A 22,110-nucleotide genomic window follows, 5' to 3' on the forward strand; every position below is an offset into this window, starting at 1 on the left:
AAACGCGATCTGGGCGCGGGTGTTGATATCGGCAATGCAGTCTCATAAGTGAGGGAAGACGCGCTTGACGTGTCCGCCGACCTTGCTCTTTTCGCCGCGATCCACCAAGTACCATCAGGGCTCTGCCGTGTTGCGGTGACTGTCGACGCAGCTCTCAGCGACGAGAAGAGTTACATCTGGCGTACCGAGAAAATAACTCACGAAGTATTTCTCAATCAGGTGACCGCGTGTAGGCTGGGCATGCGATGAAATCGTTGATGCCATAGTGCGAGTAGATTTTGAGGATGCGCCACAAAATCGGCTTGCCGCCGATCAAGGCCGCCGAGGATCACAGTTTCCACCATTGTCTCCATTTCTGGCTATGCGGCTGTTGCCGCCTGGTTTCATGGCAGGATTGCTCCGCCAGCGCGGCGGGGCGTGTGGGCTTCAACAAGAACTGCCTGTAAGCATTCGGAAAATCCCCATCATTGACGGGGCTTTCAAATGTAGCGGCGGCGACGTAGTCCGCCTGCCCGGATCCAAAGGAGGCCATGACACTGGCACGGTCAAGATGACGCGGGCCCTCCGGCTCGATCAGTATCCACGCTTTGGCCAGGTCGACGCAGCTCTCAAGTCCGAGCGTTTCGACCGCGACTGCGCTGCTGCCGGAAAATCCCCCCATCAGCGATGGTAGACCGAGCGATCGCGTTTCAAGCACATACACCAAGCCCGGCGAGCGGCCAGTGAGATCGATCACCGGGGTACCGACTTCAAGGCCGGCCGCACGAGCCTGGGCTTTGGCCGTGGCCAGATAGTCGTGGAGGGATTGCGAGAGCACCAATTTTCCACCACCCGGCATGGGCGTGACAGCGGTATAAGCACGCAAATTTCCGACCTGACCGTACGGCTGAAGGATGCCACCATTAACGACTGATGCAGTGAGCAACTGCGCCAGCACCGTCAGGGGCAATAGGATGGCGACGCTAGGTCCTTGTTGCGCGAGAGGGCTGAGGAAGGCAACGGCCGCGAGCATCCAGAACAAGGCGTCCTTCGAACCGATGACCCAGTAGTGGCCAGCGGTGCCTAGTGCGTACAGGTGCGGCAGGACCAAAAACGCTAGTGCTAAGGCGATGCTGGTGGGAGCCTGGGTGCGCAGAACCAATCCCTCACGATAGAACATGGCGCCAAGGCTTATGAAGGCCGGCACTAGGAATAGGGTCGAGACCTTGGTGCTGATCGGATCGGTCGCCAGCAGCGCAATCGGATCGATCCCCAGCAGCGCGATCTCTATCGTGACGACCAACACGGCAGCGAGAGCCAGCGATCGGAACAACTTGTGCGTAGATTCCATGAGAATGCTGAGTAGAAGGGCTATCGCCAGTGACACAGCGATAGCGAGTTGCGAGCGACTGGTGGGGAGCCAGTCGATCCGAAACATGAGGGACATCCCGTGCCCGTCACCCAGCAGGATTATCATTTCAGTGCTGTTGACCATACGGGTCAACAGCCCAGCGATGCGGCCGTCGATCAAGAAGGCAGTAACGATCAGTAGAGCGAGGGCGAGCAACGCCGCGTAGAGCATGGGCAGGAGCAACTTTCGACGCAAAACGACCACATAGATCATAACGACGAGAGCAATGCCCGCGGCGGTGGTCGGCTTGGCCATGAAGCAGCACCAGCCGCCAACGCCGACCAGGATCCATCCCAAGACCTGGCGGGCGCGCCCTGACCGATCGGCTAGCAGCAAGCCGATCATCACCATCAAGAGCGAATGAAAGCTCAGTTCGTAATAGCTAGGGGTGAGCAGCCAAAAGCGAAAGTCGACAAATCCCATGCTGGCGATCCCCGCCGATAGAATCGCAGCATGCGGCCAGCCCACTGTCCAGAGGCGCCGGATCGTAAGGAAGCTGAGAATCCAGCCCAGCGCCATGGTGAGCGTGACGTTTGCCATGCGAAGCACTGCGATGTCGCCACCCGCCCACTGATATGGCCAGTGATACACGAAGCCGAAAAGGGTTGGCGGACTATTGATTGTATAGGCGAATGGGTTCGCAATGGAGTTGAGGTGGAAACCTTCCCACTCGAGATCGAGGCCGCAACTGCTGTAGTATATTAGCCAAGCGAAAAGGATTGCTGTGGTCACTGCTGACAGAGTCAGCAAAGACCGATCCAGCAAGACTGACAATAGCTTTCGGTTGGCGAAGTGGTTGTCTCTTAGCATGGGCCGTTCCGCCTCGTAGAAGAGGCCCATATCCAATGGATATCAGCCTCGATGCGCTTCTAACTGCCCTGAGCCTCACAATCTCCTCCAAGAATTAGTAGCGAGATGGACATGAGGCCGAGGTTTCGGGCCCTATCGCCTCACCTATTTGCCAAGTAGCCGCTTTTGACTGACGATCAACGAGACCGATTCTTCGCTGTTCGCTACCGACACAGGTCCCAGCGTACTTTCAATGATTGTGGGCCCACTGATCGTCCGGGAGCAACAAAGAGGATAAAGTCCGATCCGATGCACGCGCGGCCGCTCGTTTTGGCTGAAATTCGTCGAAGATGGGCCTACCAATGCGGAATTCGAGCGTCGATCCGGGTCGCGTTGCATCAATCAACTCGACGATGTTGCTACAGTGGCGATCAATTTCTCGTTCCGATCAGCGCGCAGGCTAGCAAAAGCCGCTTGCGAGGAGGGGACTATGACCGATCGCGTGCCCACCGCGCTCGAAGCGCTTGACTGCTCCGCAGATGTAGGTATCAAGCAGCTGCCCGGCATACGGCCGGCGCTTCACGGGCCTCTTACGGAGCGTCTTATAAAGCGCCCCTACCCTAAGAATGCGATCTTGGCCCGTCTTTCTGTGCAGCACCTTGCGGCGATAGGGGAGCACCTAGAGCCGATCGTCTTGAAGGAGCGCATGGTTCTGCAAGAGCCACGGAGGCAGGTCGAGTACGTCTACTTTATAGAAACGGGCCTCGTCTCACTGAGAGTTGTTGCCGCGGAAAGCATGATTGAAGCGGCCATCATAGGATATCGGGGCGCGGTTGGCGCTTCGTTTTTGTGGGGAGGACATCTTTCGACGTATCAGTCCATGGTCGTTATCCCAGGAAGTGCGCACAGAATCCGGATTGAGGATTTGCGTCGCGTAATGAAGGCGCATCCTGATGTGCGAGACCATCTGTTTGAGTACGTTCAAGCGTTGACATTTCAGTGCGTCCAGACAGGATTATGCGGGGTTCGTCACCATCGTGAACAACGGCTTGCGAGCTGGCTGTGCCTTGCGAGTGAGGCTGTCGGTGCCCGCGTGCTGCCAGTTACCCACGATTACCTTTCCTCAGTGCTGGGATTGCGCCGCGCCGGGGTGACGGAGACGCTCATCCGATTCGAAGAGCAAGGGCTGATTCGCAAGATGCGCGGCGTCTTGCAGATTAATGAGCACAAATCGCTCGAAGAAAAGGCATGCTGTTGCTACAAGCTTGTCTCAAATGCGTATGCCCCGTCGTCGGTCCGCACTCTTAGTGAGGAAGATTCGAGCTAGTGGATCGAATCTAACAGTTGATGCCCTCGTTTGACGGCGGCGACGATTTTGTCGGGGTCTGCGGTCCATGTGAAGGGTTTCGGGTCATTGTTAGCCTCGTCGAGGAAACGGTTGATGGCGGCCTTGAGTTCGCGGACGGATCGGAAGACGCCGCGCTTGAGGCGTCGTCGCCGTGAGAGTTCGCGAAGAAACCCTCGACGGCGTTGAGCCACGAGGACGAGGTGGGTGTGAAATGGAAGGTGAAGCGCGGATGGCGATCGAGCCATTTGCGGACCTTCGGGTGCTTATGGGTCGCATAGTTGTCGAGGATAACGTGGACGGCCTTGTTGGCGGGAACTTGCGTCTCGATCTGGTTGAGGAAGCGGATAAACTCCTGATGCCGATGCTTCTGCATGCAGCGCCCGATGACCTTGCCTTCGAGGACGTCGAAGGCGGCGAACAGCGTGGTGGTGCCGTTGCGCTTGTAATCGTGCGTCATGGTGGCGGCGCGCCCCTTCTTCGGCGGCAGGCCCGGCTGGGTGCGGTCGAGCGCCTGGATTTGGCTCTTCTCGTCGACCGAGAGCACGATGGCATGCTCAGGTGGATCGACATAAAGCCCGACCACGTCATGCAGCTTGTCGACGAAGTTGGGATCATTGGAGAGCTTGAACTGCCGGACACGATGCGGTTGCAGCCCGTGTGCGCGCCAGATGCGCTGCACCGAGCTGGCGCTGATACCGGCCGCCTTCGCCATCATGGTTGCGGTCCAGTGAGTGGTCTCGGCTGGCGGATCGGTTTGCGTGAGAGCCACCACGCGTGCCGCAACTTCCGTTCCGAGCGGCGCAATACGCGAGGGGCGCGTCTTGTCGCGCAGAAGGCCGTCGAAGCCTTCCTGCATGAAGCGCTCCTGCCAGCGCCAGACGCAGGTCTTGGACTTGCCGGTCCGCCGCCGGATCTCGTTGGTGCCGACCCCGGCGGCGCTCAACAACACAATCTCGGCCCGCCAAACCTGCTTCTGTGGGGCATTGCGATCCCGCAAGAGCGCCTCCAGCCGGTGGCGATCAGACAGGCTAACCTTGATGGAAATACCGGTGCGCATGCGCCAGAGTCGCATGCTATCGGCTCCGACGGAATCCCTTCCGGGATTCAAATGTCAAATTTGATCCACTAGGACTATTGGGAGGGCCGTTCGCGCGCTCTATGCCATGGCGCTCGATGAGCTCAATCTTGAGCGCGGCTATTGGGAGGATCATGGCCGATCTCCGGCATCGCTCGGAAGCCGATTACGAGGACGTACCCACCAGGGTGGCGGGAGATTGTGGGGGCGGTGGCGAGGAGATCGCATTCTCGTATGGCGCGACCGAGACGCTGCAGTCTCGTCGGCAGCTACAACGCGTCGAAGCCCGTCGACGGCATGCTCTCCGATCTCGGGCGAATCGCGAACCGCCTAGTCGATGCACTCGAATTCGAGACCGGCACGAACGCGGGCGGAGGCGGCCTATCCTTGAATAGGGCTGCCACATCATGATCGGGAAAAGAATGGTGAGGCTGGAACGACTGCGCCATTGCCCGAGCCAAGCTGCAGCGACGGCTCACCGGCGCCAACAGTCAGAATATCATCCCGGCAGTGGAGTAAGTATCCCCCGGCAAAGCCGGGGGCTTTAGGAATTGGGCCGCTCAAAGCGGCCGTTGGGGACGCTAACGCGTCCCCCACTTTGTTGGCCGCCTAAAGGCGGCCTTAGCGCCACATGTTCATTTGGTCGAGCCGGGTATCCTCGGCCTCCTGCTTGCGGATGTATTCCCTGATCACCGCTTCGTCTCGACCGACGGTCGAGACGAAGTATCCCCGGGCCCAGAAGTGCTGCCCTACAAAGTTGCGTTTCCTCTCTCCATAGACCCGCGCCAGATGGATGGCGCTCTTGCCCTTGATGTACCCGATCACTTGCGAAACCGCATATTTTGGCGGAATCGAAATCATCATGTGAACATGGTCGGGCATCAAATGTCCCTCTTCGACCCTGCACTCCTTCTGCATTGCCAATCTGCGGAACACCTCCCCGAGATGCTGCCTCAACTCCCCGTACAGCGTCTTCCTGCGACACTTGGGAATGAAGACCACGTGATATTTGCACTCCCATTTGCTGTGGCTTAGGCTCTCGTAATCGTCCATCGCGAAACTTCCTCTCGTGTGCGTGGTGGCTCACAAGTCGCGAGTTTCGTCGATGGACGACTGCCTGAAATGTCAAACTTCTGCTGCCTCCCCGGCAGAGCCGGGGGGCCTCCCTTGTTAGGCTAGGCCCGTGCTCGCGCGGAAAATCAAAAAGGACGCACGAAACGGAAGCGCTGCGTCCATGTATGAACCCGGAGCCTCTCGGACATCTCTTGTGACGCCGAGAGGGCGGTTTCACCTTCGATTAATTGGACTTGATTGCGGTGCGCGGCAATCCGTATGGTTCCACTGCCAACTGCAATTCTTCGACCGGTTCGTCTTGGTCTATCCTTCGAAACTCGCTCTCGCGGCGACGTTTCGGTCGACTTTTGACCAAATTGTCAGGAGACGATGCCCACCTCACTCGAAATGCCCGTACCTCTCACGCTGAGTCCATGCGAGCCGCGAATGACGAGCTAGCACTACTGAGTCAAGCGGTCGCAGCCGTCGAGGCTGAGAATCAAGTAATTGGGGAGATTCAATATTTGGCACGCGGAGGGCCAGATGGATCTCGATCAGGGTTGAGACAGCGAGGCACGGTTTGTGGCGTATGTGGCCGGTCACGCGGAGCGGACAAGACCGTTGCGCGACTATTGCACGGGCCTAATGTTGCCCGGTGAACGCAAAAGCGTTGAGCCGATGGCAGCGCGAACGGCTCCGGCACGCACGGCGGCACAACACCAGTCGCTGCTGCACTTCGCCGCCAACGCGGCCTGGTCGGACGAAGACGTGCTGGCCAAGATGCGCGAGACGGTGTTGCCGGCGATCGAGAAGAATGGACCGATCGCGGTGTGGATCATCGACGACACGTCGTTCCCCAAGCAAGGCAAGCATTCGGTCGGCGTGCACCACCAATATTGCGGGTAACTCGGCAAGCAGGCCAATTGCCAGGTCGCAGTGTCGCTGTCGATCGCCAACCACTCTGCCAGCCTGCCGGTCGCCTATCGGCTGTATCTGCCACAGGAGTGGACCAAGGACCGTGCTCGACGGAAGAAGGTGGGCGTTCCGAAGGAGATCAAGTTCAAGACCAAGCCGGAGAACGCGCTGGAGCAGATACGCTGGGCCTGCGAGGCCGGCCTGCCGCGCGGCGTCGGATTGATGAACGCAGCCTACGGCAGGGACGCGCGGCTGCGTTCAGGCATGACGGAGTTGGGCGTACCTTATGTGGCCGGCATCGTGCCGACCATCTTGATGTGGGCCCCTGGCAGCGGCCTGCGGCGGATCGACAAGCCGATGACCAACATCGGCCGGCGCGACGAGCCCGATCTGGTCTCGGCCAAGAAAGTGGCGCTCGGTCTACCGAAGCAGGCCTGGCGCACGGTGAGCTGGCGCGAAGGCTCGGCCGACCGGCTGTCCTCGCGCTTCGCGCGTGTGCGCGTCCGTATCGGGTACAACAAGCTGATCCCCGAGACATTGTCGCCCGAGTGGTTGTTGATTCGAATGGCCAGAGGGCGAAGCAGAGCCGACCAAATACTGGCTCTCCAGCCTGCCGGAGACCGTCAGCTTCGAGCGGCTCGTCGATCTTGCCAAGCTGCGCTGGCGCATCGAGCGCGACTATCAGGGCTCAAGCAGGAAGTCGGGCTCGGTCACTACGAGGGACGCGGCTGGCGCGGCTTCCATCACCACGCAACCCTGTGCATCGCAGCTTACGGGTTCTTGATCGCCGAGCAGACGACGATCCCCCCTCAGCACCTCGTTCCGCTACGCTAGTCCCGGTCCCTCGCTTACCCGACGATTACCGACCCGGAGGCTCCGCCCGCGCGGCCCGAACGCCACGTTCCGAACTCGATCGCAACCATGCGCGCGCGGCTGATACAGGCGCTCATCAAAACCTTGCCGCGATGTCCATGCTGCGGCGCTCGTGTAGCATCAAATGGACGTCGGCCATGACGCAGTAAGACTAACCAAATTCGAGCGACGGGGGAACATTCTTGCACCTAAGGGTCGAAGCCGCAAGCCGTTGCAAATTTATCGTCTTGCAGAGGGTTGGACCACCGACGGCGGGTTTTTGGCAGCTCGTTTCATCCGGAAATGCAGAAATCAAGCCGCTATCCGACAGTACAGCAGAACATGAGACATCCCCTTCGAGAATATAGCAGTCGCCAGATAGCAGTAGGTCGCGGGAAAGCCACAGCGAATAGCCACTTCCGCTACTGCCAAAGGTACGGGAGTGGAGATCCTTGATCTCAAGTGCGCCGGAGGTGAGTGTTCTGCAATTCATGGGTTGTTGTGAATATCGAGTTCGATTTCACGCGTCACCTCAATGATGCTCTCTGGCTGGCGGCGGATCTCGTAGAGAGCGTATTTCATAGCTTGCGCGCGGTTGACAAACAAGCCGCCAAACGCACCGAGTTGTTCGCGGACAACCCAGTTACCGGCCCGATTCCTGCCGACAAAAACGATGCGCGGGGCGGAGTTACGCGAAGGAAGCTCGAAAAGTTGAATCATGGTGTCCACCCTCAGTGAGATGACAGCACAGACGCATGTAAGGGAACCCCATTCCATGCAGGTCGAGCGCCTCGACGAACACATCGATCACATGGACCGCGTTGCCCTCGCTTACCCAATCCTCCAGACATTCCGGCAAGAGCGTCAGCTGGGATGACACAACCAAGGTAGAGTCGAGATGTGGCGCGGTGGTTGTAGGCTGAACATATCTGTTGCCGCCTCTTTCGTCTGGCGGTGCCTTAGTAGTTCGACCGTGACTCCGTTTCCACATCTCGCTCATCGAACCGGACATGCAGATCGCCCGCATCCGGCTCTCGGACAAGACCTCACGCCTTCACCCACGGCACGTCGCGTCCGCGTGCAGTTAGGCGTACGAGCCCGAAGTGCCCGTAGAGGTGCGAGAGTGGATAAGTCCCGCCCTTGCGTCGCCTGACCTTGTGCTTGGAGCGCAACCACCGGCGCAACCGCACAGCGGTGTAGTTGTCGATCGCGCGGTACGCCTTGCTGACGGTGCCTACCTTGAAGTAGTTCGCCCATCCGCGCAGCGTGCGGTTCAACTTACCCACCAGCTCTGTGGTTTCTTGCCATGTCCCCGTTCGGACCGTCAGCGCATGGATTTGTTCGACCATACGCTTGATGCTCTTCTTCGATGGCCGGTACCCCAGGCGTGCCTGGCCGGTTCTCTCTGAGTACATCCGCCCGAACGAGTAGCCCAAGAAGTCGAACTCCTCTTCCGGGACCCTACAGATTCGTGTCTTTTCCTCGTTGACCGTCAGCTTCAGCTTTCCCATGATCATGCGCAATTGACGCAAGGCTTCTTCAGCTTTGCCCCGTTTACACAAGATTACGAGGTCGTCGGCATAGGTCACGATGCGAGAGCCGAGGCTTTGCTCGAGACCGAGCATCTTCCATCCCAGCACAAACCGGCGCATGTAAAGATTCGCCAGCAATGGTGAGATGGGTGAGCCTTGCGGGATGCCGCGCCGCTTGTCCCGGGCCTCGGTCGTTCGTGTCTTCCTTCCTCGATCATCGGTTTCTTCCACGGGACATTCCAGCCACATCTTGATCAGATGCAGCACGCGCCGATCAACAATTCGGCGTGCTACCGACTTTAGGAGTTCGGCATGCGGAATGCTCCCGAAGTAGTCCGCGAGGTCGGCGTCAACGACTTCCGGGTGGCCGCGGAACAGCTGCGCTTCCACCTCGACCACCGCCTGTTGGGCATTGCGCCCGGGACGGTAGGCATACTGCTCTGGTGGAAGATCGGCCTCAAAGATCGGTTCCAGCACCAGCATCGCTGCCGTCATGCAGACCCGATCTCGCACGGTCGAGATGCCCAATGGCCTGAGTTTGCCATTGGCCTTCGGTATGTACACTCTTCTGATAGGGTCCGGCCGATACGTCTCCTGCCTGAGCGCAAGCGCCAGTTCGCCAAGCCACCGCTGCTCCCCATACGCTTCGATGTCCGCGAAGTCCCGCCCATCTACCCCCGGTGCGCCCTTGTTGGAGCGGCATTGGGCATAGGCATGGGCCAGGATGTCTTCCCGGCTGATCTTGTCGTACAGGGCGTAGAAGCGGTAGCCAGCTTCTGCCTTCGCTTTCGCGTGTAACGCCGTCTGCAGTTTCTGAACACTCTTCGGAGTTGATAGGTTGCCCAATCTCCAGGTCCCTCACTACGTGTTGCGTTCGTCTTGAACTGAGGTCCCTTCCCTCCACCGGCGTTACCCGGCTTCACCAGTACTACGAACCCCTCCGCATCCCCACGGCGCCCGGCCTGTCCCTCGCGGGCGTCCGGTTGATCATCCCTGACCACGTCGTGGGGCCTCCCGTGTTGCGTACGCTTTCCTTGTGTACATGCTGTCGCCACTACCCCGGCGCAGCGGCTGGGTGGATTTCGCTCGTTATCCCAGCCGTATCAGCCTTCCCCGAAAGGGTTGTCGGGTCGGCCTGCGCATCGTCCTTTTCGAGGCTTGCTCGGCGTTCACTCGCGTTACGGCCTGCACACCCGCGCTGTCACCAATTCGTGACACGCTAATCGAAGGCTTCAGCCACTTCGTTACCTCCATGACTGCTCCGATTGCTTCCGGCTGGAGCGGTTGCCGGGTGGGGCTTGCACCCACTGGAAAGCGCCGCCTTTACACGGCGCACACCCATAGCGGACGTGTTCCCACTCGTGATCGCGAATAGGTCGCTAAACTGAAAGGCTTCGTTTTTGTGGTTTCCGAGAGTTAAGGTGGAATGACATCAAACCTCAGTTCTGCCGCGATCCAATTATACGCTGTGGCTTTAGCGTCGGGCCGAGCATCGATCTGCGCTTGAAGAAATACCGTAAACGTGAACAGAGTTCTCCTACCAATTCTGGACAAGGAGAGAGATTCCGCAAGGATGCATGGCCCGAGCGCGGTAACGACGAAGAGTTGTCCGGTGCCTGCTGCTTGTGCGCGGTTCTATGTTTGTGCCGGACCAGCTGTTCTGTTGGCGCAAGTACCGGAAGCGGCAGCTCATGCGGCGCCAGCGTTTGTTCAGTCAGGACGACTATGTTGGGATGCGTGTCGGATTCATTGTAGTGCCGAGCCAATAGGCGGTCGCCAAAAGTCGCGATGACGAGGCTGCGGCGAGTTATCGGAGCATAGTTGCTCACAATCAGGAAATCGCCGATACTCGCTACTGGTTACGCAATATAATGGTTCTCTGGCTTCCTGTCCTTCAATCGTCAGTACACCGGCGTCGACGCGGCCGTCGCTTCTGGCTGCTGCGGCAATGCCTCGTGTTCGCAAGCGGAACGGCCTCGAGCGTAGGAGCATGACACGGCAGAAACTCGGCCACGGCCTTTTCCCAAGCGAACACGCGGGATCGCTGATATACGCCGTGAACTCGTGTGAAGCTGTTTGCTAGCTTGGCATCCCAAAATGTCTTCACATCCATCGCTTAAAGTCTCGCCGGTCCGCCGCCACCTGTCAGCATCTCGTAAGTTAACGCTGAGCGGTTAAACGGAGTAGCGCTTGCATCCCTCAATCGCTTCAACTCCTTCAGGCTATCGAAGTTTATATTAGGGATACGCGGGCCTTCCCCACGCATCATGCAATTGAACAGGTCTTCGCAGTAAATGCGGACATCGTTAATGAACTTGTGCCGAGCGCATCGTCATCGGCCGCAATGGCGGCAGCATATTTGTGCCTCGGCGTGCTGCCGTTCACCACCGTGGCGACGCGCCGCCTTGTTGACCGGTATCGGCGTCGATAGCTTTGCGATCGAGCGTGCCGTTTCGGCGTCCACAAGAAGACGTAGGTCCTTGAGCGGTACCAGCGCGTCGGCGATAGTGGATCAAATCTGACATTTGAATCCCGGAAGGGATTCCGTCGGAGCCGATAGCATGCGACTCTGGCGCATGCGCACCGGTATTTCCATCAAGGTTAGCCTGTCTGATCGCCACCGGCTGGAGGCGCTCTTGCGGGATCGCAATGCCCCACAGAAGCAGGTTTGGCGGGCCGAGATTGTGTTGTTGAGCGCCGCCGGGGTCGGCACCAACGAGATCCGGCGGCGGACCGGCAAGTCCAAGACCTGCGTCTGGCGCTGGCAGGAGCGCTTCATGCAGGAAGGCTTCGACGGCCTTCTGCGCGACAAGACGCGCCCCTCGCGTATTGCGCCGCTCGGAACGGAAGTTGCGGCACGCGTGGTGGCTCTCACGCAAACCGATCCGCCAGCCGAGACCACTCACTGGACCGCAACCATGATGGCGAAGGCGGCCGGTATCAGCGCCAGCTCGGTGCAGCGCATCTGGCGCGCACACGGGCTGCAACCGCATCGTGTCCGGCAGTTCAAGCTCTCCAATGATCCCAACTTCGTCGACAAGCTGCATGACGTGGTCGGGCTTTATGTCGATCCACCTGAGCATGCCATCGTGCTCTCGGTCGACGAGAAGAGCCAAATCCAGGCGCTCGACCGCACCCAGCCGGGCCTGCCGCCGAAGAAGGGGCGCGCCGCCACCATGACGCACGATTACAAGCGCAACGGCACCACCACGCTGTTCGCCGCCTTCGACGTCCTCGAAGGCAAGGTCATCGGGCGCTGCATGCAGAAGCATCGGCATCAGGAGTTTATCCGCTTCCTCAACCAGATCGAGACGCAAGTTCCCGCCAACAAGGCCGTCCACGTTATCCTCGACAACTATGCGACCCATAAGCACCCGAAGGTCCGCAAATGGCTCGATCGCCATCCGCGCTTCACCTTCCATTTCACACCCACCTCGTCCTCGTGGCTCAACGCCGTCGAGGGTTTCTTCGCGAACTCTCACGGCGACGACGCCTCAAGCGCGGCGTCTTCCGATCCGTCCGCGAACTCAAGGCCGCCATCAACCGTTTCCTCGACGAGGCTAACAATGACCCGAAACCCTTCACATGGACCGCAGACCCCGACAAAATCGTCGCCGCCGTCAAACGAGGGCATCAACTGTTAGATTCGATCCACTAGGGTCGAAACGGCAGCAGATTGTATCTATCAGTCCGACGACATTTTCTTTGCTTTTGCGAGCTCGCCCTCGGAAAGCATCGCCGTACCTATGATACCCGCCTTCACCAATTGCGCGATGTCGGTTTCGGAGAGGCCCAGATCTCTTGACAGGATCTCTCCGTTGTGCTGCCCCAACGTTGGCGCCCCTCTGTGGATGACAGTGCGTCCTCCTCCTTCGCGGATCGGCATCGAGGCCTGCGGATGCCAGCCTATGAAGGCGCGTTCGACCTCCTGCAGAAAGGCGCGCGACCCGAGATGCCTATCGTTGAGCAGGTCAACTGGCAGGCGGGCCACACCGGCGGCGACCCTTGCCGCTTGCAATTCGGACATCGCCTGATCCGCATCGCGAGTTAACGTCCAGGCTTCGATGCCACTCTCGATGGCATCCTCGATTTCACGACGACCGTGCGCATTTCTGAGCGATACGTCAGTGGCCCAATCTCTGCGACCAATATGCAGTGCAAGCCTCTGCCACATGTCTTCGTCCGTTGCGGCTACCACAATCCAACTATCCTCACCCGCACAGCGGAAGCAGCCATGTGGCACGAACTGCGGATGTCGATTGCCATACCTTCTCGGTGGCGTGCCATCGATCGAGTGGATAGTGATCCATGGTGCCGCAAAGGGCATCATACATTCGATCTGCGCAAGATCAATAAACTGGCCCTCCCCGGTCCCAAGGGCGTGGATGAGCGCAATCAGAACTGCGGCGCAGCCGTTCAACCCGCCGACAGCATCTCCAAACGCGATGTGGCTCATCACGGGTGGCCCGTCAGCATTTCCGCTCACGCTCGGCAAGCCGGAGCCCTGCTCGAGAGTAGAGCCATAGGCCCGGCAATCTCGATGTATGCTTTCCCCACCAAATGCCGACATTGACATCATCACAAGCCGAGGGTTCAACGTCTTAAGAACGTGGTAACCTAGCCCGAGCTTCGGCAACACATCGACTGAATAGTTGTCGACCACAATGTCGGCTCCAGCCACAAGCCGTTTAGCAATATCGGCCCCCTGCGGCCGCGTTAGATCGAGTGTGATACCACGCTTGTTGCGATTCATGGCGCAGAACCGTGCAGTCTTTTCGTACATCTGTCCGTCGACGTAAGCGGGCCGCCGATCAACGCCACGCCACCAATCTGGGTATTGGATGGCCTCAATCTTGATTACGTCTGCACCGAGATCAGCCAGCGTGCGAGTACACAACGGCCCCGCCCAGCCCATCGAGAAGTCGATGACACGAATCCCATGTAACGGCTGCTGCCGGTCGGCATCGCCGCAGCCGGAGGCTGGCAACGAGGCGCTTATACCATGCCTTCGGCTATGTGCAGAAACTTGCTGCTCGCCTGGAGCCGGCACTTTTCCCCCGCGAAGAGGTGGCGTCAGGGTCAACCGCTGAGCTGGGCCAACCGTGAAGGCTTCTTCTTTGCCAAACAGAATTGGCACGATCGCACCACGCAGCTTCTTCTCCGCGTCATGGAGTAGACTGGATATTTCAGGCACTGGCACGATCGGGATTTTGCACTTTAGTCCCTCCGCGAACCACTCCACCGCCGTGCGCGCCTTCAATCCAGGAATAAGCTGTCGTTCGATTTTTTCCATGTGAAGCAGACGATCTTCAGCGACGATCAAAGCTGGATCATCGCGCAATTCGAGCAGGCCTAGAATATCGCAGAATGCGCGCCATTGTGCCGGCGTTCCCACCGAAACGCCCAGCCAACCATTCTTCGTTTCGTAAATGCCCCACGGAAACCCCGGCCAGAAGCGGTTAATGCCAATCCGGCGCATCACGTCCCCGCGCTCAAACGCTTCAAACATAAGATACTCGCTGAGAGAGATGCTCGCCTCAAAAACACTGAGCGACCAGGAGCGCCCTGTCCCGCCTTCCATCCGTCCGACCGCTGAAGAAACCGCGGCAATGAAGCCCCACAGGCCGGCGAGGATTCCCGTTTGGAAATCCGGTGCATGCAACGGAGGCCCCTCGGCGGGTCCAACGAGCTTGATAAGGCCGGCGAGCGCACGGACAGTCGAATCAGTTGCGGCGAATCCCGCATAGGGGCCATCGCAGCCGAACCAGCTCGCTTCGAGATAGATCAATCCGGGATTCAGGCGACGGATCGCCGCCATATCAATGGCGGGGCAATCTGCGGAGTCAACGTCGCGACCATCTACCAGAATGTCGCATTCCTCGATCAGTGCCGATAGCCGTCTGCTAGCGTCCGGTTCAATAGGGTCGATGATGATGCTCGACTTATTGAAGTTCAAGAATGCAAACCAAGCACTCTGGCCACCGACCGTGAGCGGCGCACTGCGGCGCGCTGGATCGCCTGCTGGTGGCTCAATCTTCTGAACATCGGCGCCGAAATCGGCAAACAACCGCGCACAATAACTAGTTGCATCCGAGCTGCCGATCTCGATGACTCGCAAATGCGATAAAACTTTCGTCGAGCGCCCTATTTTCCTAACCATGCTGATGCTACGGAACCCGATCCGCCCTCAAATGGAAATCTATTGACCACGATGGCGGTGGCGCTCGCCACACGGCCTTTCACGGCAGTTTGTGATTTGTGATACTGGCGGCACTACCGACCACGGGCGAGCCGCCTGTGTCAGAGGTCTGACCTCCGACAATGCTGTGGAACACCAACATGCAGTACATTGCCCACTTAGGCGCGGTCCAGAAGCGCCAGATCTATCTGGAGATATATCTGGCCCGTTTGGGGGTGGCACACGTAATGGATTCAGTCTCACCGAAGTCAAATCCCATCAAAAGCTTGGCGCGTCTGAGCTGAGTTACCCGCTTATGCTACACGAGAAACAATGGATCGAAGCACTACCTAGTTTGGTAAGGATTCGTGGGTGTCGAAGGTGTCATTATTCGACCGCACCCGTGATCCGCATCCAAGCCCCGGCAGCAAACTCGATCTCAATCGACCCGCCGCTGCTGGCCGGCGTCACTGGACAAGGCGTCGGTCCTGATTCCGCGACCACCACTGCGGGTACGAAGCCAGGCTGGGCGGAATCCTTCGGCTCAGGCCGAAACGACCGTCGACATCGCAGCAGCAATGAGCGCGAAACGCCATACCGCCGCGCTGTTGCCGCGACCTGGCGCGGCGCCTGTACGCTCTCCAGGACGATCTTGAGCTTCTCGTCCTCGGACCAGCGCCGCCGCCGACCCGTGTCCACCACCCCAAGCCGTTCGAGTTGGGCACCGCGCCTATCACTGTCTATAAGGACAGTTCTCAACAACACGCCTCATTCCGGAAGGCGGCCTTCACCGGACGGATACCCCTGATTTTTGCGACGTCTAAATAATTTTCGACGCGTCATCGAAAGATTCGCTTTCGCTCGCCTTCTGGATACGTACCTGCTCCGTAAACCCGGAACTTTTGCAACACTTGCTGATGACCGCGCCTTTTAAGCGAAGCCACAGTGTCGTGGTTTTGCACCTGCGCCTGGAACGCCGATGCAGGATGGCCGTCCTCTATCTCTCATAAAGCTGCACGCATTAAATTCGGTTATTCACCTCCGCAATGCCCTGCAGCACACCGTGCCAGATCACTTTCAATAGATCGCCTCTGCATCCGCGGAAGCAGAACAAATAACCACTCAGCGGATCGCTGCGCAGCACCTCTTACACCTGCAGTGACAATGAGGCGAAGCCTTTGCGCATGTCGGTGTGGCCCGTCGCCGGCCACACCCGAACTCCAATAGGAACCGGAATCATTGCGGATCCAGAGCTTCGATGATCTGGCGAAGTGCCTCAACATCGACGCCCGCCTCGACAATGACGCGCCGCGCGCCGGCCAGCTCGATTTCAATCCGACGCTCCGTCAAATGGGGTCTCGCGCTCTTCTATGAAGCCGCCACCGGCGCCACAGGCCCATCTTCGGCCACAACTGTCCTGACAAAGTCAGCCTCGGATTGGGTCGGGTTCGCCACGAAGGATCTTCGCCAAGTCACCAGCAGAGAACGCGACAAGCTGTATCGCCGGGCTGTCGCCGCAACCAGGCGCGGCTCGGATAGGCTCTCCAAAACAATCCGCACCTTCTCTTCCTCAGACCAACGCCACCGCCGGCCTGTACCAACCACTTCCAGTCGATGCAACGTACTGATCGTATGGTTGTCCATACATACGGTTCTCAACCATCAGGCCAGCCCGCCCCAAGGCGTCTCTCCTCGGAGACTTACCTTGAAGTTGGTACAAGATCCTTGAAGTTGGTACAAGATCGTGTGCTGCGCGATCACGTGGACTTGCGGACTTTGATTGCAGCAATCGCTCCTGCGCGCACGGATGATGGGCGCTGGATGATGACTTCGCCGCCTGCTAGGTCGACGACCTGTCGCCGCAGCTCCTGTGGCCGCCTCACGGCCGGCAGCGGTGCCCGAGCCCGACAGCAAAGAAATCCGTTGCGCCACGTGTCCGCTGATTTCGTAAGATGATCTTCGACTTCGTCAAGGTGGTCCCAACCGCTTAGTCATCGGCGCATAGTCAGCTTCAGCAGATATCGCTCTCTTCTGTTCGACAATGACCCGCCGCAACCAAATGGAATCCTTAAGGGTCTATGTCTCTTGAAGTGCTTGCATCTAGCAATCGCCCGACACGTGAGGCATCGGTTCAGATAGGCCAGCGTCGTGTAAAGCGCCGAGTTATAGTAACCGCCAAGCGAGCTTTTCAAGGTTTGCGTTTAGCGCCCACTTAACAACTCGATCCTCCGGTACAGTTCCGCCTCACTCACGCCTAATCGTCGGCCGACACTCACCGGTCATGTCACTACGGATCCTCGATTGTTTTAGCGTTTGAGCAAAAGACTCCTCGAATATCTCAAGGCCATGTATTAGAGTCTCAACGTCAATCGTCAGTGCAGGCAAGAATTTGACCACCTGATCATTGGGGCCGCATCGTTCGACCATCAACCCCTTCTCGAACGCCTTGCGTGTTGTAGCCTCAGCGAGCTCCGGCAATTGGCAATCAAATCCCAAAGCCAAGCCCCGCCCTCGGATAGTAACACTGTTTGCATGTTCGGATGCAATGGCCTCAAGTCGGCGCCGCATGACTTCCCCCTTACGATGAACTTCCTCCGAGAAGATCCGATTACGCCAATAAATATTTACAGCTGCGGTCGCGGATACAAGTGCAAGATTGTTTCCTCGAAACGTGCCAGAGTGTTCTCCCGGTCGCCATGCGTCGATACTCTCTTTGATCAACAGCATTGACAATGGGAGGCCGTACCCACTGAGCGATTTTGACAGTACGACGATATCTGGTGACAATTCCGCAAACTCGAAGCTAAAAAATTCGCCCGTGCGACCACAGCCCATCTGGATATCGTCAACTATGAATAAGGCTCCAACACCCTTTGCTATGGCCTGAATTGATTGCAACCATCGCTTTCCAGCTACATTTATGCCCCCTTCTCCCTGCACAGTTTCGACGAGAATGGCCGCCGGACAATCGATGCCACTGCTCTCGTCAGTCAATAAATCTCGCAGGTACTCGGCAGTATCAACATCCGACCCAAAATACCCGTCGTAAGGCATGAAAGTTGCACCAGACAGAGAAAGGCCGCTGGCCGCGCGAAAAATACGATTTCCGCTCGTCGCAATCGCTCCTAGACTCTGGCCATGATATCCCTGCGTGAATGAAATAACATTTTGACGGCCCGTGACTTTGCGTGAGAGCTTCAGAGCCGCTTCAATAGCATTGGCACCTGTTGGTCCCGTGAACTGGAAACGGTATTGCAATCCCCGTTCCCGAAGTATGATCGAGTTGAAGACCTCAATAAATTCGAGCTTTGCAGGAGTGGCCATATCAAGCCCATGAACCACAGCATCTGACGCTAAGTGCTCAGCAACAGCAGCTTTGATCTGGTGATTGTTGTGGCCGTAGTTCAATGCTCCAGCACCAGAGAAAAAGTCTATGATTTTTCGACCACAGTTTGTCAACATAATGGATCCATGCGCTCGACTGAAAACAGCCGGAAACGAACGCGAGTATGAGCGCACATTTGATTCCAAGGCTTCGAGAATCTGCATGTTACGCGAGTCGTTAATGACTGCACCCATGAGCGGCCTCCTCGGCAAGTACTTTAGTTCAACGAGCAAGCACAGTTCTTGAGATTGCCCGAGCTTGCCCCGCCCGAACGAGCGCTCGGTTCGACGGGCCCTATATCGCACGAATGATCTTCTAGAACCGCTTAACTCCTTATCCGAGAACCGGGAATAGCGAACCTACCAACACGGATAGTGCGCATTTACCCAAATGTAGGCGTGCATCGAGGATTCGAAAAATTCAAAGACCGTTCAGCTTCGGGCTGTCCTCTTCTTCCAGTCCGTCGTGGATCCGACTTACCATTACAGTCCGGCCGCCTCATGACCTTGCCCCTGAATTTTCATCCAGCGGCAGTTAGAGTCTCGGGGAGTTGTACGCCTTGCGGCGCGGTGGAAGCAACGGGCGATCGGCGGAGCTGGTCGGGGTTGCGCAGCCGAGCGCCCGTTGCGGTGAGAGAGGCGGCGTAGGCCGCGGGCGTGAGGTATTGCAGCGAGGAATGGGGGCGTTCGCCATTGTAGTCGGCGACCCATGCCGCGAGTTTGGCCCTGGCATCGTCGAGACCGAAGAACAGCGTCTCATTCAGGAGCTCGTCACGCATCCGGCCGTTAAAGCTCTCGACGAAGCCGTTCTGCATTGGTTTGCCCGGTGCGATGAAGTGCCAGTCGATGCCGGTTTCCTTGCACCAGGCCAGCATGGCGTTACAGGTGAGTTCGCTGCCGTTGTCGGAGACGATCAGGCCGGGTTTGCCGCGCCGCGCGACAACCGTCGTCAGTTCCCGCGCCACACGCCGGCCCGAGATCGATGTGTCAGGAATGGCGCCCAGACATTCCTTGGTGACATCGTCGACGATGTTGAGGATGCGGAAGCGACGCCCGTTGGCGAACTGGTCGTGGACGAAGTCCAGCGACCAGTTCGCATTCGGCTTCGCTTCCACCGGGATCGGCGCCCGGCACCCCATGGCCTTGCGGCGAGCCCGCCGCTTGCGGACCGTCAGTCCTTCTTCCCGATAGATCCGGTGAATGCGGTTGAGCCCTGATGGCTCGCCCTCTCGTCGCAGCAGAATGAACAGCCGATGGCAGCCGAACCGTCGGCGCTCGTGGGCGAGGTCGCGCAGCCGAACACGAAGCTCCGTATCCGCAGCGCGGCGAGATCGGTAGCGGATCATCCTCCGATCCGCGCCGACGATCATGCAGGCCCGTCGCTCCGACAGGCCCATCACGGCCTTCAGGTGCGCCACAGCGGCGCGCTTGGCGGCGGGCCCTACCATTTTTTTGACAGAAGCTCGCGCAGTGCCGCCGCATCGAGCATTTGCTCGGCCAGTAGCTTCTTCAGCTTCGCGTTCTCCTCCTCCAGCGACTTCAGCCGCTTGGCTTCGGAAGCTTCCATGCCGCCGAACTTGGCCTTCCAATTGTAGATCGTCGCCTCCGAGACCCCGTGTTTGCGAGCCAGATCGGCTGTCGTCGCTCCGGCCTCATGCTCCTTCAACACTGCGACAATCTGCTCTTCCGTGAACCTTGCTCGCTTCATCTGTCCGTCCTTGCTCAGGCCGGACTCTAGCTCCATCTGGAGGAAATACTCAGGGGCAGGTCAGTTGCAGTTCGAATGGACACAGTCACATTCCCACTCGCCATCGAATTACTCCCCAAACAGATCCGCGACCTTTGGGGAGGACGCATTATCTCTCACAGAACGTGGTGGTCGGCTCAGGCCACTATAAGCTTTTCAAAAACCAAAATGTCATAATGCTTCCCACCCTCTGAGAAGACCTCTGGAAGGCACCCGGCGCCTAAGAATCCACATTTCTTTACGAAAGAAAGAACCTCGGGCCTATCTTTAAACGTCATTGTCAAAATGCAGTGCAAATCAAGGTTCCTCGATCGATCTAGAAGGGTGCGCGCAAGCGCGGAGCCTATTCCCCTACGACGGACCGATTCTTGAACATGGGTCGACATCTCGACTGTATGCCTAACGTCTTCCCTGACGCGGTACGGAGTGAATGCCGTCCAGCCGACCACACTGCCGTGGTCCACGCAAACATAGGACTCGAGTGACGGGGCCGACCCAAATAGAAATCCTTCCATTTCCTCGACGCTCCAGGGCCGCATTCCATGCGTTGATTCCCTTGCACGACATGCTGCGTTATAGATCGCTGTCACGGTCGGAAGGTCGCCGGTTTGCAATCGGTGCACTTGGTATGACATCAGACGTCCTCCGATCTCATCTCGCAACAGCTGTCTCATTGCTGGTCGCCGAAGCTCGCGGCAAGCTACTAGAGGCGGTAGCTTGTGGGGACATATCCGACTGTGGTCTGTTCGACTTGTTGAGCACAGACCCGCGCGTCTCCGCACTCTCGGCGCAACCGGCTTTCCGAACGCCAAGGACGAATAGAACCAAAATTGCAGGCATGACCGTGCTTCAGTGGACCCTAAGCGCATACCCCTAAAAGCGCTCGGCGCGCAGACGTAAACGAAAGCGGACCAGTCAGACAAATGTTTCGACGCGCAACTATTACCGATGCCGATGACATCGTAAAGATCTACAATCAGGCAATGAAGCCGGGCGTCTTTGCTATAAATCAGATTACTCCAGATACTCGCAGCGACCGCGTCGCATGGCTTAGAGAACACCAAGATCCCTATCCTGTGTTCGTCTATGAAATTGAACGTCGTACAGTGATAGGCTGGTGCTCTTTGAGTAAGTTTTCCGTGCGCCCGGAGTATACAGGCGTGGCCGAAATATCACGCTACATTGATGAGAATCATCGAGGAAAAGGACTAGGCGGCCTCATGCTTACATATCTGATTGAAGCCGCTTCTGGTCTGGGATTGCGATTACTAGTTTCAAATGCGTATGAAAGGAATATCGGAAGTATAAAAAGTGTTAACTCCCACTTTCGATGCGTCGCGGTATTTCATGAAGTCGCACGTGTTCATGGTGAATGGCAGAACGTCGCATGGTTCTGGAAAAAATTGCGATGAGACGATCCATCCCGAAGACGCCTGCCGCGGTTGGCATCCAAAATGGCGAAGACTCGGCCTTCGTTTCGAACTCCGCTGAGTTCTACAACCGCGTAGCTGTCCCTTCCGGTTTGACGCCCGCCTTACGCTTGTGCGATCGGGGTATGCCTATTAGATGGGGCCGCATCGCACAGGACCAAGCCTTGCGGCGACCGAGCAGCACTCGATGAATATCGACGCCACATGTTGCGCAGAACATCAGGAATGTCACGGCTCCGCATGGCTTGAGGGCGTGGATCGAAGAGCGATAACAAGGAAGCTTCACACTAAGCCCATCTGGGGCAGAATTTTCTGCTATCCAAGCCCTTATATATATTGGCTAGATTCAAGTCTAAGGTTCGAGAATAGGAGCTGGAGTGTCCGGTTGATCAAGGTCGGAGCCGAATTGCGCTGGCG

The 22,110-nt window shown here is 57.9% G+C and carries 12 protein-coding genes and 3 pseudogenes; 4 read left to right on the forward strand and 11 right to left on the reverse strand.

Annotated features, from left to right (window positions below):
• Positions 1–328: 328 nt before the first annotated feature.
• On the reverse strand, positions 329–2,236 hold the full coding sequence (locus J2R76_RS18595) for a hypothetical protein (RefSeq protein WP_253624509.1): 1,908 nt from the start codon (positions 2,234–2,236) through the stop codon (positions 329–331).
• A 433-nt stretch (positions 2,237–2,669) separates the two neighbouring features.
• Between J2R76_RS18595 and J2R76_RS18600 the strand changes: the two genes are divergently transcribed.
• Positions 2,670–3,506, forward strand: a complete 837-nt coding sequence (locus J2R76_RS18600; RefSeq protein WP_253624510.1) for a Crp/Fnr family transcriptional regulator — start codon at positions 2,670–2,672, stop codon at positions 3,504–3,506.
• Here the strand turns inward: J2R76_RS18600 and J2R76_RS18605 are convergent.
• Both J2R76_RS18605 and tnpA read right to left on the reverse strand, forming a co-directional pair.
• Positions 3,503–4,584: pseudogene (locus J2R76_RS18605) on the reverse strand (IS630 family transposase). The gene J2R76_RS18600 and the pseudogene J2R76_RS18605 overlap by 4 nt on opposite strands.
• Before the next feature lie 639 nt (positions 4,585–5,223).
• On the reverse strand, positions 5,224–5,655 hold the full coding sequence (gene tnpA, locus J2R76_RS18610; RefSeq protein WP_253624511.1) for an IS200/IS605 family transposase: 432 nt from the start codon (positions 5,653–5,655) through the stop codon (positions 5,224–5,226).
• 645 nt (positions 5,656–6,300) lie between these two features.
• Between tnpA and J2R76_RS18615 the strand changes: the two are divergent.
• Positions 6,301–7,404 (forward strand): annotated as a pseudogene (locus J2R76_RS18615) (IS701 family transposase).
• A gap of 507 nt (positions 7,405–7,911) precedes the next feature.
• Here the strand turns inward: J2R76_RS18615 and J2R76_RS18620 are convergent.
• A complete protein-coding gene (locus J2R76_RS18620; RefSeq protein WP_253624512.1) occupies positions 7,912–8,142 on the reverse strand; it encodes a hypothetical protein in 231 nt (76 codons plus the stop codon).
• A gap of 326 nt (positions 8,143–8,468) precedes the next feature.
• Positions 8,469–9,800: a group II intron reverse transcriptase/maturase gene (gene ltrA, locus J2R76_RS18625; protein ID WP_253624513.1), complete on the reverse strand. Its 1,332-nt coding sequence runs from the start codon at positions 9,798–9,800 to the stop codon at positions 8,469–8,471.
• Positions 9,801–11,530: 1,730 nt separating this feature from the next.
• Between ltrA and J2R76_RS18630 the strand changes: the two are divergent.
• A pseudogene (locus J2R76_RS18630) lies at positions 11,531–12,612 on the forward strand (IS630 family transposase).
• Positions 12,613–12,639: 27 nt separating this feature from the next.
• Here J2R76_RS18630 and J2R76_RS18635 read toward each other — a convergent pair.
• The 6 genes from J2R76_RS18635 to J2R76_RS18660 all read right to left on the reverse strand — a co-directional run bounded on the left by J2R76_RS18635 (position 12,640) and on the right by J2R76_RS18660 (position 21,132).
• Positions 12,640–15,114 carry a CoA transferase gene (locus tag J2R76_RS18635; protein WP_256521074.1) on the reverse strand — a complete coding sequence of 825 codons (2,475 nt, stop codon included), beginning with the start codon at positions 15,112–15,114 and terminating at the stop codon, positions 12,640–12,642.
• Positions 15,115–15,519: 405 nt separating this feature from the next.
• Positions 15,520–15,897 carry a transposase gene (locus J2R76_RS18640; RefSeq protein ID WP_309143542.1) on the reverse strand — a complete coding sequence of 126 codons (378 nt, stop codon included), beginning with the start codon at positions 15,895–15,897 and terminating at the stop codon, positions 15,520–15,522.
• Positions 15,898–16,500: 603 nt separating this feature from the next.
• Positions 16,501–16,776: a transposase gene (locus J2R76_RS18645; RefSeq protein ID WP_253624515.1), complete on the reverse strand. Its 276-nt coding sequence runs from the start codon at positions 16,774–16,776 to the stop codon at positions 16,501–16,503.
• 600 nt (positions 16,777–17,376) lie between these two features.
• Entirely contained in the window at positions 17,377–18,681 is a 1,305-nt protein-coding gene (ectB, locus tag J2R76_RS18650; protein WP_253626035.1) for a diaminobutyrate--2-oxoglutarate transaminase, read from the reverse strand.
• A gap of 356 nt (positions 18,682–19,037) precedes the next feature.
• A protein-coding gene (locus tag J2R76_RS18655; RefSeq protein ID WP_253624516.1) for an IS3 family transposase occupies positions 19,038–20,224 on the reverse strand; the annotation gives its coding sequence in 2 pieces (ribosomal slippage) (positions 19,038–19,972 and positions 19,972–20,224; 1,188 coding nt in all).
• A 176-nt stretch (positions 20,225–20,400) separates the two neighbouring features.
• Positions 20,401–21,132 carry a GNAT family N-acetyltransferase gene (locus J2R76_RS18660; protein ID WP_309143569.1) on the reverse strand — a complete coding sequence of 244 codons (732 nt, stop codon included), beginning with the start codon at positions 21,130–21,132 and terminating at the stop codon, positions 20,401–20,403.
• A gap of 54 nt (positions 21,133–21,186) precedes the next feature.
• On the opposite strand from J2R76_RS18660, the gene J2R76_RS18665 reads away from it, so the two are divergent.
• Positions 21,187–21,675 carry a GNAT family N-acetyltransferase gene (locus J2R76_RS18665; protein WP_253624518.1) on the forward strand — a complete coding sequence of 163 codons (489 nt, stop codon included), beginning with the start codon at positions 21,187–21,189 and terminating at the stop codon, positions 21,673–21,675.
• Positions 21,676–22,110 lie beyond the last annotated feature (435 nt).

Source organism: Bradyrhizobium sp. USDA 4532, from assembly GCF_024171315.1.
In the GTDB taxonomy this organism is placed as follows: Bacteria; Pseudomonadota; Alphaproteobacteria; order Rhizobiales; family Xanthobacteraceae; genus Bradyrhizobium; species Bradyrhizobium australafricanum.